The sequence below is a fragment of the Glutamicibacter sp. Je.9.36 genome, assembly GCF_051129975.1.
GTDB lineage: Bacteria > Actinomycetota > Actinomycetes > Actinomycetales > Micrococcaceae > Glutamicibacter.
In genome coordinates this window covers 89,916-105,170 of the sequence record NZ_JBCPSN010000007.1, presented here as the reverse complement: position 1 = coordinate 105,170, position 15,255 = coordinate 89,916, and the positions used below count along the sequence as shown (strand labels likewise).

The window sequence follows — 15,255 nt, the reverse complement described above, 5'->3', positions numbered from 1 at the left end:
GGCTGGACCTTCGCACGCCATGGCGTGCGAAGGTCCAGCCCCGCTGCAATCCACGGTTCTGGCTTGCGGGAATCACTGGATCAGTCTCCCGTCCGGAGCAACCGCATACCAGACCCCGCCTACGCCCTGGCCGTTGGTATCACCGGGCTTGGCGTCCTAGACGGGGAGGATTTCCGCCGATCCCTACCATGGTGATGGCTCATAGTCCTTGAGGAAGCAGCCATACAGGTCAATGCCGCGTTCCCCGTCAACGATCGGCTGGTACACCCGGGCCGCGCCATCAATCAGGTCCAAGGGGGCGTGCCATCCGTCGGCGACTTTCCGGACCTTCGCATCATGCGGGCGCTCATCGGTGATCCACCCGGTGTCCACCGCGCTCATGAGGATCCGGTCGGTCTTCAGCATCTCTTCCGCGCTGGTGCGGGTGAGCATGTTCAGTGAGGCCTTGGCCATATTGGTGTGCGGGTGCCCGGCACCCTTGTAGCGGCGGGAGAACTGGCCTTCCATCGCCGAGACGTTCACGATGTACTTGCGCCGGGCCCCGCTGGCGGCCAAGGCCGGGCGCAGCCGTGAAGCGAGCAGGAACGGGGCGGTGACATTGCACAACTGCACTTCGAGCATTTCCAGGGCATCAACATCACCCAGGATCTGCGTCCAGGAATTCTCCGTCACCACGTCCGGGATCAAGCCCCCGGCATCGATTGCGGTTCCCGCTGCGATTCGTTCCAGCGATGCGGAGCCGGCCCGCATGGCCAGATCTGCCAGTTGCTGCGCATCGTAGCTTTCCGATGCCGCAGGGGCCAGGAGTGCTGATTCTTCCAGGCGGAAGGCACTGGCCAGGGCCTTGGGATGCTCGGAGGGCGGGTTCGCTTCGCCCCACAGCTCCGGTCCCCCGTTGCCAGGCAGCAACTGCGCGGCCAGGGGCTGCTGCTCGGATTCGACCAGATGCTGGTAGGAGTTGGCCGTGCGCCGCACGGTCTGGGCGGCGTTGTTGATCAGGATATCGAGCGGTCCTTCGGCAGCGACGCGGTCGGCCAGGGAGATGACCTGTGCCGGGTCGCGCAAGTCGATGCCGGCAATGCGCAGCCGGTGCATCCATTCGGCGCTGTCCTCCAGTGCCGCGAAGCGTCGTGCGGCGTCCTTGGGAAAACGCGTGGTGATGGTGGTGTGGGCTCCATCGCGCAGCAGCCGCAGCGCGATGTGCATGCCGATTTTGGCTCGCCCGCCGGTCAGCAAGGCGCGCTTGCCGCTCAGGTCCGCGCGCGCGTCCCTGCGTTCGCGTCCCTGTGCGGCGCAGTCAGGGCAGAGATAATGGTGGAAGGCATCCACGGTGGTGTAGCGCTGCTTGCAGATGTAGCAGCCGCGCGGCTTGCGGAATTCCCCGGCGCTTGCGCTTCCGGTTGAACTGCTCAGGTCCAGGCCGAGGGTTTCGTCATCCAGCCGTTGCGGCGAGCCGGTGGCGGTGCGCTCGATCACGGCCCTGTCCGCGGCACTGATCTCGGCACGCTTTTGGGACTTGCGGTAGCGCTTGGCCGCCTTGAACATGTTGCTGGTGGCCCTGCGCACGGCAATGTGCCGTTCATCCTCGGGATCCAGCTGGTGCACCACCGACAGGACCTTCAAAGCGGCGGATAGTTCTGCTTCGGTAAACAGTTCGGTTTCTGGTGCCTGCAAAGGCAGCGGCGTAGGTTCAGTCATCTCCCCACCAATTTTACGCGGTGGGCAGCGCCCTATTTTCCCTTGGCGAGATCGGCGAGCGTGGCAATGAGCAGGCGGCGCTCGACGAGCTTGATGCGCTCATGCAGCGATTCCTCGGTGTCGTGCTCTTCAATCGGCACGGCTTCCTGGCGCAGGATCGGACCGGTATCAACCCCGGCATCGGCAATGTGCACGGTGCAGCCGGTGACCTTCACGCCGTAGGCCAGCGCATCGCGCACGCCGTGGGCGCCGGGGAAGGACGGCAGCAGCGCAGGGTGGGTGTTGATGTAGGTGCCGTCGAAGGCGTTGATGAATTCCTCGCCGACGATGCGCATGAAACCGGAGGAGACAACATAGTCCGGGGCGTAGGACAAGCACTTTCCGGTGAGCGCATGGTTCCATTCGCCGCGATCCGCGTAGTCCTTGAAGTTCACGACGAACGTTTCGATTCCGGCTTCAGCCGAACGCTGCACGCCGTAGGTGCCGTGCTTATCCGCTCCCACGGCCGCAATCTCGACATTGTCCAGCTGGCCGTCGGCCACTGCGTCGATGACTGCCTGGAGATTAGAACCGGTACCTGAAACCAAAACCACAATGCGCATGAATTCAATTCTACGGTTCGCCGGGTCCGGCGCTTCATCCCGGACGCAATGTTGCATGGCGTTTCGATCCGCAGGCCTTTTCCCGGCACCGTTGCCGCGCCGGCCCTAGACTGGCCGTAAGAGCGCCATTCGAAGTGGAGAAGTTGATGAGCCAGATAGTTCCCGACGGCAAGGACTGGACCGTTGTCCTGGAGGCGGTGTGCGCGCAGTGCGCCGTCGATGTGCGCGGCATCTCGCCCGGCGATGCCATGACCCAGCTTCCGGTGTGCGTGGACCGCTACATCGAGGTGCTCGCGCGCCCCGATGCCCAGACCCGCACGAACCCTGCCCGCTGGAGCGACCAGGAGTACGTGGCCCACGTCGCCGAAATGCTGCAGGTGATGACCGGGCGCCTGGACCTGATGCTTGAGCACGATGACCCGACGTTCCCCAACTGGGACCAGGACCGGGCCGCCGACGAGAGAAACTACAATTCGCTGCCTGCAGGGCAGGTCGCCGAGCTGTTGCGCGAAAGCGCCGCCCGCTACGCCGCGAAGCTGTCGAGCATCGACCCGGCGCAGTATTCCCGCCGCGGCCTGCGCTCGAACGGTGCCGCGTTTACCATTGAAACGCTGAATCAGTATGCCTGGCATGACGTCATGCATCATCTGTGGGATCTGGCTCCGCAGACCAGCTAGCCGCGCCCGACACAAACGAAGGGGCCAAATGGCAGGTGCACTGCCCTTTGGCTAGACTTCTTGGCGTACGCGCGAAAACAGTTCTACATAAGGAGCCAGGCAGTCATGCCCAAGGCATATTTCGGGAAAATTTCTGCACTGGCTTTCACCGGGCTGCTGTCCTTGACCGCGTGTTCTGCCGGGATTCCGCAGACCGGTGAATCCGCTGTTCCAGTCCCATCGGCTGAAGAATACATGCCGCTTCTGGTGCAAACGCAGGATGATGATGACAAGCTTCCCGAAGGCTTTGAGGATACCGAGTCCTACGACGCAGAAACCCGTCACCTGCTGGCCACCTCGGACTTCGGCAGGCACTACGTTGCCGTAGGCAGCGAAGGCCAGCTGTGCATGATCGCCGTTCCCAAGCCTGTGGAAGAAGATGGCGATTACGAGATTGCCGGGACCACCTGCCCGACGATGGATTATGTGGTCCAGAACGGTATTCCGCTCAAGGTCGATGGCGGTGAAAACAGCTTCAAGACCGTCACCTACCTGATGCCGGCTGGCATCAGCGACGTGACGGTGGAGAACTCCATCTCCGAGCTTCGCGCCGAGCATCCCGAACTTGAAGCCGAGGATATCCAGGTAGTTGCCGAGAATGATTCGGTGCTGCTGGTGATGGAGGAGTCGACTGCCAGTGCGCTGGGGACGATCACCATCAGCCGCCCCGATGGCGATCCGCTGGTCCTGGCCAGCCTGACCTAAGCCAACAGCGGCAAGACTCTAGCCTTCGAGTACCGGGTCGGTCTCGAACAGCGGGGCAATCAGGTAGCCGATCGCGGTGCCCACGCCGATTTGCAGTGCCAGGGCACCTGCGGTCGCCCACATGTTCGGGCCGATCTCTACCAGTCGCCCAATGGCCAGGGAGCCGGATGACAGCCAGGAACCGATCAGGCTCAGCAGCCCGCAGACAATGCCGGTGAAGACCGCCAAGGACGCGGTCGATGCCGCCAGCGACAGGGCATTGAACGGAATGCGACGGGCAAACCAGTCTTCGAGGTGGTTCTCGCCTACGCGCAGGAAGTACCAGCCGGCCACGATGCCCGCGGCCACGGGAATCAGCAGGAACAGCCATTGATGGGCCATCTCGCCTGAAGGAAGGGAAGCCAGCATCGGAATCGACGGCAGCGGACCCACCGTGGTTTCCAAGGTGGACAGGGTGCTGCCGGTACCGATGCTGAAACCGCCGCCGCTGATCCAGGACAAGACCCAGAACACTGCGTTCGGGATGAAGGACAGCTGCACCGTGGTCAGCGCGGCCGAACCGATCGGGCCGGGGCGCAGCTCCTGCGACACGTTGGCGACGTCGGTCCAGTGCACGCCCAGGTTGATGGCCAGCAGCAATCCGGAGATTCCCACGGCAGCGACATAGCCGAGGAACCCGGCCACGATCACATGCCATACGTAGGATCCGGCCCAGCGGCGATGCGGTGAGATCCGCTGGATATAGGCGGCCGTATCGACACCGAAAAGGCGAGCCCAGGAGCCTGCTTCGCGGCGCGCGCCAATGATCAGGCCCACCAGCGCGATGATCAGCGGAATGAAGGTCGCCGCGATGATATTGACCCGCGCATGCGCGTTATTGGCGAGGAACCCGATACCGGTACCGATGGCCCCGTAGGCCACGAAGGCGCCGAGCAGCCCTTGCCAGAGCTGGTCGGTGTAGGAAGCGCGAGCGATGCGCCGTCCTGCACGCAAGCAGAACAAGAACGGCAATAGCGATAGCCCCAACGGGATCAGCGTGACCCATCCGGTCACTGAACTGGGGTCACCTTCGGGGCCGAGATTCAGGATCTCCACTGGCACGCCGTGGATGAGCAGCCAAATGAGGCCGCCGAACTGCAAGATGGCCTCAAACGAGTCTTCGAGGAAGCCTCCACTGAAATAGACGGCGACCAGCGGCAGCGTGATCAGGGCAAGGCAAAAGACCACGGATTGCAGTATCTCGAAGACCCCTTGCAACGCCAGGGGCATTGGCCAGCCGTTGCGCAGGCGCAACATCACTGCCTTCATGGGTTTCTTTTCGCGGCTCATCATCTTCAATGTTGCCATCATTGGCGCCGACCGGCCTCGATCGACGCGCAATGATGGCCTGAAGGGTTGCCTAGAACACTGGGCTAATAGCTATCCGGTGCAGCGCTTTGGGCCTCGGAATTGAAGCTTGCAGCCAGTGCTTCGGTGGCACGCGCCAGCAGTGCCACGTCGGCACCCACGCCTACATAGTCCGCGCCGGCGGCCATGTATTCGCGGGCGCTCTTCTGGTCGAAGGCGTTGACCCCGGCATACTTGCCTGCGGCCTTGGCGGCATTGATGGACTTGATCACCGCAGCGACCACGTCCGGGTGGCTCTGCTGGCCGATGACGCCCATGGAGGCGGCCAAGTCCGATGGACCGATGAAAATCCCGTCAACACCTTCGGTGGCAACGATTTCCTCGACGTTCCGCACCGCTTCATCCGCTTCGATTTGAACCATGATGGTGATGGTCTCATCAGCGCGGGTCAGGTACTCGGGGATGCGGTTCCAGCGAGCCGAGCGGGCCAGGGCGGAACCGACGCCGCGTACGCCCTTGGGCGGGTACTGGCAGGAGGCGACGGCAGCGGCGGCTTGCTGGGCATCATTGACCATCGGGATGATCAGCGACTGCACGCCCAGGTCCAGGAACTGCTTGATCACCACCGGATCGTTGACCGCAGGGCGGACCACCGGAACGACCGGGTAGCTGCGCACGGCCTGCAGCTGGGCCAAGATGTTCTGCAGGTCGTTGGGCGAATGCTCGCCATCGATGAACAACCAATCGAACCCTGCGCCTGCGCAGATCTCAGCGATCAGCGGGGAGGCCGAACAGACCCAGATGCCTGCCAACGAGTGGTCGGCGTCCTTGAGCGCGTCTTTCAGCGACGGATCCGCTTCTACTCGAAATGACATGTCACAGTTCCTAGCGGTCCGTAATCGGCAAAGACGGTATCCCCTGCATTGACCCACATCGGGCGGGTGAAGGATCCGGCCAGGATGATTTCCCCGGCCTTGAGCTTGTCGCCGTGCGGGGCAATCTTGTTGGCCAGCCAGTACACGCCAGCGGCAGGGTGGTTCAGCACACCGGCTGCGACGCCGGTTTCTTCGACGGTCTGGTTCTTGAACAAGATCCCGGAGACCCAACGCAAATCGATGTTCTCCGGCTTGACCGGGTTGCCGCCGATCACCATGGCACCCATGGCGGCGTTGTCGCTGATGGTATCCACAATGGTGCGGCCTTCCATCTCCACGCGGGCATCGAGGATTTCCAAAGCGGGGATGACGTATTCGGTAGCTTCGAGCACATCGAAAATGTTCGCCCGCGGGCCTTCGATGTCCTTCTTGAGCTTGAAGGCCAGCTCCATCTCCACGCGGGCACCGGTGAAGTCTTCCCACTTCAGCTTCGCACCGGAATCGTAGACCATGTCATCGAAGATGATTCCGTAGTCAGGCTCGGTGATTCCGGTAGCCATCTGCATGGCGCGGGAGGTCAGCCCGATCTTGCGGCCGACCAGCACGCGGCCAGCGGCTTCGGAGCGCTGGCGCCACAGGTTCTGGACCCGGTAGGAATCTTCTACCGTCATTTCTGGATAGCGTGCGGTCAGACGCGGCACGGGAGTCCGTGTCTCGCCGGCCTGGACCAGCTCATCGGCAATGGCCGTGATTGTTTCCTCGGATAGCATCGACGGCTACACCTTTCACTACTGTTCAAACCTCTTGGGGCTGCCGCCATCTCGAAGAGATGACTTAGCTCACGGTTCTTGATCGTACCGAGGTTCGAGATTGAAGGCACATCGTACTAACATTCTGCTCGACTTTTCGTGGTCCTTCGGGCTCCTTTTCGCAAAAGATTTGGCCCACCGCCATGCGCCCCGGTGCGGGTACATGGCCGTGGGCCCAACCTGGCGGAACGGCCGACTCAGGATCCGGATTTGAGGTTTGCCAGCAACGCCTCGAAGGGCAGTGAGGAGAGTTCATCATCGGGGTCGGCGAATTCGCTGACCGAGGGAGCGATGGAACGGGTATCCCCCAAATCCGCATCAGCGGAGAATTCCCCTTCGTTCAGGGACAGCGCCAGGACGACTTCTCGCGCAACCCGGCGAGCGCGATCTGCCAGCGTGCCAGTCAGCCCCTGACCCCCGAAGTCTTCCGAAGCCGCGAAAACCGTTGTCGGCATGATCTGCGCCCTGAGGTAGGAGAAGATCGGACGCATGGCGTAGTCAACCGCGAGCTGGTGCCGCTGGGTTCCCGCGGTGGCAGCGAGCACGACCGGTTTTCCGTTGAGCGATTTAGGGTCCAGGATATCGAGGAAGGACTTGAAGAGGCCTGAGACCGAGGCCGTGAAGACCGGGGTGACGGCAACGAGCACGTCCGCATTCACCACTGCGTCGATAACTTTTTGCAGGCCCGGGGCGGCGAAACCGGTCAGCATATTATTAGTGATTTCACCAGCATGCTCACGCAGTTCGATATTGCTCACGTCGGCTTGCACGCCGGCGGCAGCTAGCTGCGCGGCAATATTCTCTCCGATTTGCTGGCCCAGCAGCGAGGAGCTCGATGGGGTTCCCAGCCCACCGCTGATGACGACTACTGACTTGCTCACTGTTCTTGCCTTTCACTATTTATATGCGTATGCATGTATCAACGGCGGGGTCGCCGGACGTATTCCCGGCATCGGCAGTTCTTTTCGCCTCGTCAGCTCAATTCGGTTTTTCACTATTGTGACGGTCGCAATCTTATTGATAATATCTGCATATGAGCACTCCGAAGCCACAGACCGAGAATCAGCGCGCAATTGAAGATGGCGTCCGCACTGACTTCAAAAACACGATGTCCTACGGCGGCTACCTTGATCTGGAACGCATCCTGTCAGCGCAGCATCCGGTCAGCGTTCCCGAGCACCACGATGAAATGCTCTTCATCATCCAGCACCAGACCAGCGAACTGTGGCTCAAGCTCATGCTCCATGAACTCCTCGAAGCACGCCGCCTGCTGGGCCTCGATGACTTCGGCAAAGCCCTGAAATGCCTTGCCCGGGTAAAGCACATCCAGAAGACCCTGACCGAACAGTGGTCGGTCCTGGCGACCTTGACACCGCGCGAATATGCACAGTTCCGCGACTTCCTCGGCTCTTCCTCCGGCTTCCAGTCCTTCCAGTACCGCGCCGTGGAGTTCATTCTGGGCAACAAGCATGAAGGCATGCTCAAGGTCCACGAGGCAGATCCAAAGGCCCACGAGCTACTGTCCAAACTGCTTCACGAGCCAGGTCTCTACGATGTGTTCCTGGCCGCCCTGTCCCGCCACGGTTACGACATTCCCGAAGACGTGCTTTCACGGGACTTCACCAAGCCTTGGGCATTCCAGGAGGCACTGGTGCCAATATTCAAGGATATCTACGAGTCCGAGGACACCCGCTGGGGCTTCTACCAAGCCTGCGAGGACCTGGTAGACGTCGAGGACAACTTCCAGGCATGGCGCTTCCGCCATATGCGCGTTGTCCAGCGCACCATCGGATTCAAGCGCGGCACCGGTGGCTCCTCGGGCGTTGACTTCCTCAAGCGCGCCCTGGACCTGACCTTTTTCCCAGAGCTGTTCGCGGTGCGTACCGAAATTGGCAAGTAGCACCTCCCTCACGGCTCTGAGCCTCGATGACTTCGAGGCGAGATGCGGAAGCGCCACCTCGATTATCCGCACAATTACCGGCCTCTATATACGGCATGAGAAAACTCCGGTGGCGCGCACCCGAATAGTGGAACTGGCACATGCTGCCGGAGTTTCGGTCCCTGCGGCGCAAACCGCCATCTCCCGACTGATTGACCGGGAAGTGCTGGAAGCAGCGCAATCTTCCACCTTGCGCGTTTCGAGCGCGGCGCAACAAATGTTCGAGCGTGGCACCAGAAGAATATTCACCCCGCGCCAAATGTCAGGCAGTGATCCCTGGTGCCTGGTGGCCTACTCGCTGCCGGAGACCTTGCGCTCCTTGCGCCACCAGGTACGCAAGCATTTCTTGCAGCTTGGCGGCGGCACGCTCGGCTCCGGATTATGGATTTTCCCCGAGTACCTGCGAGAGGAAGTATCGGCGGTGCTCAATGCCCTGGGAGCCAGGGAACACGCGACGCTTTTTACCGCCCAGCAACCATACTTCCCCGGAACACCGCAGCAGGCTGCCGGGCAGTGGTGGGATCTTGAGCGCCTGGGCACGCTGCATCGAGCGTTCCTGGAGAGCACCGCTTCCCTGGATTCCAGCGACATTGCTCCGCCCAGTGCTTATCGGGGGTATGTCACGATGGTCGATTCATGGCGTGCTCTGCCCTACCTTGACCCCGGCTTGCCGGAGTTCATGCTGCCCGCCCACTGGCCTGGCGATGAGAGCAGGGAACGTTTCTTGGCACTGTCCACCGCATTCCAGGAATCGGCCTTGCTCTTCGCACGCTCGCTTCTGGCTTCGTAGTTCCAGACTGGTTCATCTTCTCCATACGGAGCAGGCGGACCAGGGTAGTCCAGCCCCTGGCCTGCCATGCTGAAGGAGCATAACCTCTAGTCGGTAAATGAGAACTTGATCTTCGTCGAACTGAATGAGGGAAAATGCAAATTAGTCAAGATCGCTCCCCGCGCATCCGCGATTCTAGTTTTGGAAGGCAGTCTGGTGCGCTAAGAAAACTTTTATCTCTATTTTCCGCTTTCACCGTAATGTTCCTGTTGCTGTCATTTCTCACTGCTGTGGACGCCCAGGCATCTTCCACGGACAAGCCGGAAACCAGCATGCGGGTATTAAGCGAAGTAGAGGTGGGATCAACTGCACGTGGCGTAATCGTGGGAGGCAACAAACTCACACGAGTCTGCTCTCCTAAAAAGTGCGTTTCCGTCCCAAAATCAAAGATCTGCACCGTTGGTAGCGGATGTGGTAAGGCTATTTATAAGGAATACAAAGGCTATTGCTCATCATCTACAGCCTGCTTTACCTACAAGGGCAAAAATTACGTATACACAGGGTTTAAGCCCACTGCTGCTCAAATGTCCCAAGCGCGTAAGTGCGCTGCAGGGCTAGGTGTGACTTGGCTCGGAGCTATTGCCGGCGGTCCTCTAGGGATTACAATACTAGGAGTTTCAGTAACTCTCTGGAGTTGCGGCTAGGAGAATATTCAATGAACAAAAGGTCCATTTCACCCCTTATTGCTTGGGTAGTTTCTGCGCTCTGTCTTCTCATCGGAATCTGGCAGATTAGTACCAATGCGTTTTGGCAAGGTGTCGCGCTTGTTGCTTTAGCACTAATTTGGGCCGTCGTAGCCTTACGACAATCCCGAAAGGCAAAGGTGTAAGGCTAGAAATACCCAAAAGCTACTAATCAACCCCTCATAGATTTTGGGTCTTCCCACAGACATAAGTGTTTGAGCATTATCAGCAAATCGTACAAAACGTTCGGCTGGAAGGCTCCAGCCGAACGTTTTGGTTAGATAGGTTCATTTCGCGGGACCGAAAACACCCCAATCGTAAGGGGTGGTTTCCGAATCCGTCGAATATACGATGCGAGGGATCTCGACGTCCTGTAAATACCGTTTGCAAAACAATGGCGAAGCTTCCGCAAGACCCGAAGTCTTCGGGTGAGAATCCTTGCCAGTTGCCACATGCGAACCGATGTAATGGCTTTTAACCATTGCAATACCCCGCGCCTACGTACGTCGGATGTTTGCTGTGAATGGAACGGGTCAGAGGTCAGAGAAAGTTCTATTTCTGGCGGCGAATCGCGCTACCGTCGGCTATTTACTTTTTACAAACCACCCTACTTTTGTGCTGAAGTGGCCTACTTTTATTTGATCACACACGTTGTAGTCACATCCGGCTCTGCCAATGAAGGAACGCAGTATCCATCATCTCCAGACGCCACGGCAGCATCGTGCCCTCGGCTCGCCTTTGGTGCTGGACATGAAGCCGGACTCCGAGGATCCGCTCGGCCTCCGAGGAATAGTTCTGATACCTCGGCGTCCGATGATAGGTAGCCGCGAATTCGATTAGCGAGGTCAGCCGTGCCCGCCAGGCCTCATCCAGCTCCTGCTGGTGCACATCGATATTCCAGCCTGTGAGGTCCTCTAACAAAACGCTCTTAGGGATAGACAATTGAGTTGTTGCGGTGGGCTCGTCGCTGCTCGAGCACCCACCGGTGCATCCGTGACTCTGCTTCTTCCCCGTCGTGGTGCGGGAGCCGGCCGTGGGTTTTCTGGAATTCCAGGACTTCGGCAAGTTTCTTGCGCCATCTGACCGTCGGACGGTCCGGTCCCCTGACTGCCAGTGCTGCTTCATGTTTTCCACGAAAACCGGGTTCATAGTGCTCACGCCGCTGCAGGTGGTAGTGGATAGTTGCTGCACCACGATGGCACAGGTCAGTGATCTCGCGGGCAGTCAGACTGGCAAGATGCATTTGGTCCCATTCAGGATGCCTGGATACTTTCCAGCTAACCATGGCTCCAGGCTACAACACAGTGAACAGTGTGGGCTTGCGGCTGAGGCAGCCTGGAATTCGAGTAGTGCGGGCAACGATATTTCATTGCCGGTGGGAGAGTATCACCGGAAATCTTCAGACGTTCGGATCCGTGCGGTTGCCGCTGAGCTCGGCGGTGCCGGCGGAAGGTTTAGCTGTCAGCGCTGCGGGACCAATGCTGCATGAGTCTTTGCTGGGCTTGCTGTTCGCTCAATCCTGAAATCTCTTGTGTGGACAGATGAAGTTGTTCTACGAGCGCAGCTTCCATCCACTCGGGCAAGACAGATCCCCGTGCGGGTTCAGGTTGAGCTTCAACGGATTCGTAGAGCCGTCCCATCTGGACAATGACGTCTTTGAGCGATTGAATCTTCGGGTCATCGCCCATGCGTGCGACCCGTGAGGTGAGCTCATCGTAAACCTCGCCATCCGAACGAGCTCCAACAGCCCAGACCTCAGAAATATCAAGAATTGGGCGGCCGGACGCGTCTTCGGTAATGCGCCATACGATTCTCCAGTCGCGATCGCCAACGACCAACTTGCGGAAACCGACTAGCGCAACGAGCAAGGGCTCGCCAGCCTCAGGAGATTTTTCGAGTAGCAGCATCTTCTTGAACACGGATCGCACGATCTGTGGATCCTTTTTGTGAAGACGATGCAGGTCAGATACTGCGTCTTCAGTTAGCCGGACGATGCACAGGCGGTCTTGAGGCTGATTCACGAATTATCAGACTGGGCTTCTTCGGCGTTTTCCGCCTCAAGTTCTGCGCGGTTCAAATTAAAGAATTCCATCGCATGGTCGAGCGTCGTGCGCACGCCGCTATCAGTGGCAAAGCGTGCCATCACCAACGCAGCATCGCGAAGAGTATCCCGGTCATGGCGCAGCTGAGCGATTTCCTTCGCGGAAACGACTTCGGCCACGACCTTGCCATGGCGCGACAAAGGGGTATCCCGGCCCTCTTCGGCGGCGGCGACAAGCGCAGAGAGTCCCGCACGTGATGCTTCGGTGATACTCAAAGTAGTCATATGAAAAACTATATAGATTTCTACCTAGATTTCCTAGGGGTTTCCATTCGGGAGTAGCGGAAGTTTTGTCAAAAACGGCGTCAGGAACGACTGAAGGGCATGGCGCCGATGGAATATCGATGCCATGCCCTTACGGCCTAATGCGGGACCATGATTTAGCTAGTCCAATTTTCGGGACCAATTTCATATCCCGTACATTAATCCCGCCCTTCAAAAGGAATGCGGCACAGAAATTAACTAATTCTTACACCCTTGGCCGCAACAGCATAATCGCCAAATGAGTAGCAAGTATTGTGGTTCGACACCGGTCCGCGCAAGGTGCTCCAGTAGTGCTGGTTCCCGTAGTAGTACCGGGTCTGACCACGATTTGCGCCAGGGCAGAGGTAGCGAACATTGTTGTACTTACTTATGTTGGCTTCTCCCTTGTTGGCGAAGCAAAGCACGTTTTTTCCGTCCTGGCCACGCCAGCGGTACCAATCAATGCGATTACCGCAGGTCACGATGTTGATAAATGGTTGGAAAATTGGGGCATCGCTCAGGTAGAGCGGGCTATCGGTTGCGGGCATTTGAGTTTCTTCCAACGCTTCGATATCAACCAGTTCCTGGTCTGAAATCGGAGTTCCCTCGGTTGGATCGACTTCAACAATGGTGACGCCTTCATCAATTGCCCATTGCGGAGTTTCAGCTTCAGCTGCTGAGGCGATTCCCGGGATAAGGGAGAAGGCCAAGGCGACTATGCCAGCCTTCGCAGCCAATGTGGCTCGTTTCATGAAAGTTCCTTAAAAATAGCGAGAGATCAACGCATACAACATACGTCGATCTCATGCTATGTAGATTTAAGGTGTGAGGCAAGTTGTTGCCAAGTCAATTATTCGCCCTGGTACGTAGGCGCTACTTCGCCCCCTCCTAAAACCTCTACGCCATCAATAATCATCGGATCAGATGGGGTGGTTCGAGCATTCTCTTGAATCATTCCGGCGGGGACAGTGATCTGCGTAACCTCGTGATTCGAGATTGCTGAAGCTCCCGCAACTCCTCCGAGTACCAGTACGGCAGCAATAAGGGCAGTGGGTAACAGAATTTTCATTGCTTTTTCCTCTTTGAGTGGGGTGGGGTCGGACAGTGAAGTGAATCCATGCGCAATTCTCAAACGAGTGCCGGCCACAAGAGCTCCGGTGACGACGTCAGCCGACGGGATATCCAACTCGCTGCAATCCCGAAGATCCGCCCTCCATTGCTCAGAACGTGCCTGCCGCAGATGCGCCGGGGTCACGAAAAGCGATAGTCGAAAAAGCGCTCGTACTAGCAACGTCTGACTCATGCGAGTTTCCTGGATTGAAAACCAGCACCCATAGCGGGCTTCGGCCTCTGGGTAGAGACGTACTCCTGGGCATACTTGACAGCCTCCGCTGCCAACTTAAAGTACCGCCGGCGGGGCCCCTTGCGAGACAGGTCCGTATCCCACTCGCTCGTAATCCAGCCAGCATCCTCCAAGCGTTCCAGAATCGGGTAAACCGTTCCCGTCTTCAACCCGGTCATCTTCACAATCTGGAGACCCCAGATCGCCTCAGGTGATTCCATGAGCGCACCAACAACAGCAGCTGTTGCAGGGGTGTGCCTCGTCAAACGTTCCATAACTCCATGCTACCTATGTAGATTTAGGTAGTCAACCTGAACCTCTCACCAATCTTCAGAATTACCATCACCAAGTAATATTGACGGTCGAGTCCAGCGGACCTCTGGCCGTGGTGCGGACAGATACCAGATCATCGGCAAGATGCAGCGTCTCTGCGAATTCCAATTGCGTCCGCTGTTCCAACTCCCCCACCGAGACCTGGTACACCCTGAATTCATCCAACGCCAGCGCTACCCGCAGCTGATCGAGATCCTGGGTCAAGAGAAAAGCACGAGCTTTCAGCACGCCGCCCTCCTTGAAAGCAATGAGTTTCCAGTACTCCGAAGGCAAACCAACGCCGCGATACACCTGGTCGCCAGGCTGGAAGACCGGCCCGCCAAAGACACTCACCTTGAGGTCTTCAACATCAACTTGCTCGTAGAGCGCATTCTCCAGCTGGCCCCAAATCCCCTCTTGGCCGCTCTGGTTGAAGTCATCCATCTGCGGCGCAATGTTCGTGTAAAAAAAGGAATCCTCATTGGCTTGCCGCGCTTCTGCAACCTGACCCCACACCAGATCCGCACGACGAGCAATATGCCCACGATCCAGCCGATTGCCTTGATACAGCTCATTACCTGATTGAAACCCTTCAGGCAGCCTAGGGCCCTTGGCGAAATCAATGCCCGAACGACTCAACCGCTTGGTTGAAGCACCGTCGATGTTCCAGGCAACCCAGCGCGCCAACCGGCGGGACTTGCCCAGCGACAGGGAAAAGTGGGTATAAGGAATGACGTTTGACCCGTCCCACAGCACCGCGTCTTGTGAAGCCTCAGTGTCCAAGAGCGGCAACGCTACACGAGTTCCCAGGAAGCCCGGGTCATACCCAGTGCGATGAACCGGGGCAAGGATCTGATGGCTCCTGGTAGACAAGGTGATTACCCCTTTCGTTAATGCTCGTGAGAGTACGTGCAAGGTGCCTTGAGTCCAGCCTACGGCCCATCAGCGCTCGCATCTAAGGAACTTGTAAACGCCATAGTATGTTCAACGCTAGGCAATCCTCGACCATGAAATATATAAAAACAGATCAACCGTTATCAGCCTTGGCCAGATA

17 protein-coding genes and 2 pseudogenes are annotated in these 15,255 nt (G+C 58.4%); 5 read left to right on the top strand and 14 right to left on the bottom strand.

Annotation, left to right across the window (positions count from 1 at the left end):
* Positions 1-72 precede the first annotated feature (72 nt).
* The 3 genes and pseudogenes from AAZQ98_RS16195 to purN form a co-directional block, all read right to left on the bottom strand.
* Positions 73-153 (bottom strand): annotated as a pseudogene (locus AAZQ98_RS16195) (hypothetical protein); the annotation flags it as partial.
* Positions 154-183: 30 nt separating this feature from the next.
* A complete protein-coding gene (locus AAZQ98_RS16190) occupies positions 184-1,698 on the bottom strand; it encodes an SDR family oxidoreductase (protein ID WP_105657362.1) in 1,515 nt (504 codons plus the stop codon).
* Positions 1,699-1,730: 32 nt separating this feature from the next.
* Positions 1,731-2,300 (bottom strand): phosphoribosylglycinamide formyltransferase, encoded by a 570-nt coding sequence (gene purN, locus AAZQ98_RS16185; protein ID WP_133833195.1) that lies wholly within the window; start codon positions 2,298-2,300, stop codon positions 1,731-1,733.
* A 146-nt stretch (positions 2,301-2,446) separates the two neighbouring features.
* On the opposite strand from purN, the gene AAZQ98_RS16180 reads away from it, so the two are divergent.
* A complete protein-coding gene (locus AAZQ98_RS16180) occupies positions 2,447-2,977 on the top strand; it encodes a DinB family protein (protein WP_434693692.1) in 531 nt (176 codons plus the stop codon).
* Positions 2,978-3,082: 105 nt separating this feature from the next.
* Positions 3,083-3,721, top strand: coding sequence for a hypothetical protein (locus AAZQ98_RS16175; protein WP_434693690.1), 639 nt, complete (start codon positions 3,083-3,085; stop codon positions 3,719-3,721).
* Between the two features lie 18 nt (positions 3,722-3,739).
* Here AAZQ98_RS16175 and AAZQ98_RS16170 read toward each other — a convergent pair whose 3' ends face one another.
* The 4 genes from AAZQ98_RS16170 to AAZQ98_RS16155 all read right to left on the bottom strand — a co-directional run bounded on the left by AAZQ98_RS16170 (position 3,740) and on the right by AAZQ98_RS16155 (position 7,633).
* Complete coding sequence (locus AAZQ98_RS16170; RefSeq protein WP_434693687.1) at positions 3,740-5,071, bottom strand: cell division protein PerM; 1,332 nt, start codon at positions 5,069-5,071, stop codon at positions 3,740-3,742.
* Positions 5,072-5,133: 62 nt separating this feature from the next.
* On the bottom strand, positions 5,134-5,943 hold the full coding sequence (locus AAZQ98_RS16165) for an aldolase/citrate lyase family protein (RefSeq protein ID WP_105657358.1): 810 nt from the start codon (positions 5,941-5,943) through the stop codon (positions 5,134-5,136).
* On the bottom strand, positions 5,928-6,713 hold the full coding sequence (gene hpaH, locus AAZQ98_RS16160; protein ID WP_105657357.1) for a 2-oxo-hept-4-ene-1,7-dioate hydratase: 786 nt from the start codon (positions 6,711-6,713) through the stop codon (positions 5,928-5,930). The genes AAZQ98_RS16165 and hpaH overlap by 16 nt, the downstream gene beginning before the upstream one ends.
* A gap of 236 nt (positions 6,714-6,949) precedes the next feature.
* Complete coding sequence (locus tag AAZQ98_RS16155; RefSeq protein ID WP_434693683.1) at positions 6,950-7,633, bottom strand: CE1759 family FMN reductase; 684 nt, start codon at positions 7,631-7,633, stop codon at positions 6,950-6,952.
* 152 nt (positions 7,634-7,785) lie between these two features.
* Here AAZQ98_RS16155 and kynA point away from each other — a divergent pair, with 152 nt between their 5' ends.
* Together kynA and AAZQ98_RS16145 are read left to right on the top strand one after the other, a co-directional pair.
* Positions 7,786-8,652, top strand: coding sequence for a tryptophan 2,3-dioxygenase (gene kynA / locus AAZQ98_RS16150; protein ID WP_105657355.1), 867 nt, complete (start codon positions 7,786-7,788; stop codon positions 8,650-8,652).
* 109 nt (positions 8,653-8,761) lie between these two features.
* Positions 8,762-9,481, top strand: coding sequence for a PaaX family transcriptional regulator (locus tag AAZQ98_RS16145; protein WP_332489148.1), 720 nt, complete (start codon positions 8,762-8,764; stop codon positions 9,479-9,481).
* Between the two features lie 1,650 nt (positions 9,482-11,131).
* Here the strand turns inward: AAZQ98_RS16145 and AAZQ98_RS16140 are convergent.
* The 3 genes from AAZQ98_RS16140 to AAZQ98_RS16130 form a co-directional block, all read right to left on the bottom strand.
* Positions 11,132-11,446 (bottom strand): hypothetical protein, encoded by a 315-nt coding sequence (locus AAZQ98_RS16140; protein WP_434693681.1) that lies wholly within the window; start codon positions 11,444-11,446, stop codon positions 11,132-11,134.
* A gap of 211 nt (positions 11,447-11,657) precedes the next feature.
* The gene (locus AAZQ98_RS16135) at positions 11,658-12,224 is read right to left on the bottom strand and encodes a type II toxin-antitoxin system RelE/ParE family toxin (protein ID WP_434693679.1); all 567 of its coding nucleotides are present in this window, start codon (positions 12,222-12,224) and stop codon (positions 11,658-11,660) included.
* Positions 12,221-12,529, bottom strand: coding sequence for a type II toxin-antitoxin system Phd/YefM family antitoxin (locus AAZQ98_RS16130; protein ID WP_400291405.1), 309 nt, complete (start codon positions 12,527-12,529; stop codon positions 12,221-12,223). Before AAZQ98_RS16130 ends, AAZQ98_RS16135 begins: the two co-directional genes overlap by 4 nt.
* A gap of 69 nt (positions 12,530-12,598) precedes the next feature.
* Between AAZQ98_RS16130 and AAZQ98_RS16125 the strand changes: the two are divergent.
* Positions 12,599-12,670: pseudogene (locus AAZQ98_RS16125) on the top strand (IS3 family transposase); the annotation flags it as partial.
* A gap of 92 nt (positions 12,671-12,762) precedes the next feature.
* On the opposite strand, the gene AAZQ98_RS16120 reads toward AAZQ98_RS16125, so the two are convergent.
* From AAZQ98_RS16120 to AAZQ98_RS16105, 4 genes are all read right to left on the bottom strand, one after another.
* Positions 12,763-13,299 (bottom strand): hypothetical protein, encoded by a 537-nt coding sequence (locus AAZQ98_RS16120; protein WP_434693677.1) that lies wholly within the window; start codon positions 13,297-13,299, stop codon positions 12,763-12,765.
* A 98-nt stretch (positions 13,300-13,397) separates the two neighbouring features.
* Entirely contained in the window at positions 13,398-13,850 is a 453-nt protein-coding gene (locus AAZQ98_RS16115) for a hypothetical protein (protein WP_434693675.1), read from the bottom strand.
* Positions 13,847-14,068 carry a PadR family transcriptional regulator gene (locus AAZQ98_RS16110; protein WP_434693696.1) on the bottom strand — a complete coding sequence of 74 codons (222 nt, stop codon included), beginning with the start codon at positions 14,066-14,068 and terminating at the stop codon, positions 13,847-13,849. Before AAZQ98_RS16110 ends, AAZQ98_RS16115 begins: the two co-directional genes overlap by 4 nt.
* A 163-nt stretch (positions 14,069-14,231) precedes the next feature.
* The gene (locus tag AAZQ98_RS16105) at positions 14,232-14,984 is read right to left on the bottom strand and encodes a DNA/RNA non-specific endonuclease (RefSeq protein WP_434693674.1); all 753 of its coding nucleotides are present in this window, start codon (positions 14,982-14,984) and stop codon (positions 14,232-14,234) included.
* Positions 14,985-15,255 lie beyond the last annotated feature (271 nt).

Excerpts from the sequence above, each read along its gene's own strand:
- AAZQ98_RS16175 (WP_434693690.1), top strand. The coding sequence starts at position 3,083 with ATGCCCAAGGCATATTTCGGGAAAATTTCTGCACTGGCTTTCACCGGG.
- kynA (WP_105657355.1), top strand. The coding sequence starts at position 7,786 with ATGAGCACTCCGAAGCCACAGACCGAGAATCAGCGCGCAATTGAAGAT.
- AAZQ98_RS16165 (WP_105657358.1), bottom strand. The coding sequence starts at position 5,943 with ATGTCATTTCGAGTAGAAGCGGATCCGTCGCTGAAAGACGCGCTCAAG.
- AAZQ98_RS16180 (WP_434693692.1), top strand. The coding sequence starts at position 2,447 with ATGAGCCAGATAGTTCCCGACGGCAAGGACTGGACCGTTGTCCTGGAG.
- purN (WP_133833195.1), bottom strand. The coding sequence starts at position 2,300 with ATGCGCATTGTGGTTTTGGTTTCAGGTACCGGTTCTAATCTCCAGGCA.
- AAZQ98_RS16130 (WP_400291405.1), bottom strand. The coding sequence starts at position 12,529 with ATGACTACTTTGAGTATCACCGAAGCATCACGTGCGGGACTCTCTGCG.
- AAZQ98_RS16190 (WP_105657362.1), bottom strand. The coding sequence starts at position 1,698 with ATGACTGAACCTACGCCGCTGCCTTTGCAGGCACCAGAAACCGAACTG.
- AAZQ98_RS16140 (WP_434693681.1), bottom strand. The coding sequence starts at position 11,446 with ATGCATCTTGCCAGTCTGACTGCCCGCGAGATCACTGACCTGTGCCAT.
- hpaH (WP_105657357.1), bottom strand. The coding sequence starts at position 6,713 with ATGCTATCCGAGGAAACAATCACGGCCATTGCCGATGAGCTGGTCCAG.
- AAZQ98_RS16120 (WP_434693677.1), bottom strand. The coding sequence starts at position 13,299 with ATGAAACGAGCCACATTGGCTGCGAAGGCTGGCATAGTCGCCTTGGCC.
- AAZQ98_RS16170 (WP_434693687.1), bottom strand. The coding sequence starts at position 5,071 with ATGATGGCAACATTGAAGATGATGAGCCGCGAAAAGAAACCCATGAAG.
- AAZQ98_RS16115 (WP_434693675.1), bottom strand. The coding sequence starts at position 13,850 with ATGAGTCAGACGTTGCTAGTACGAGCGCTTTTTCGACTATCGCTTTTC.
- AAZQ98_RS16110 (WP_434693696.1), bottom strand. The coding sequence starts at position 14,068 with ATGACCGGGTTGAAGACGGGAACGGTTTACCCGATTCTGGAACGCTTG.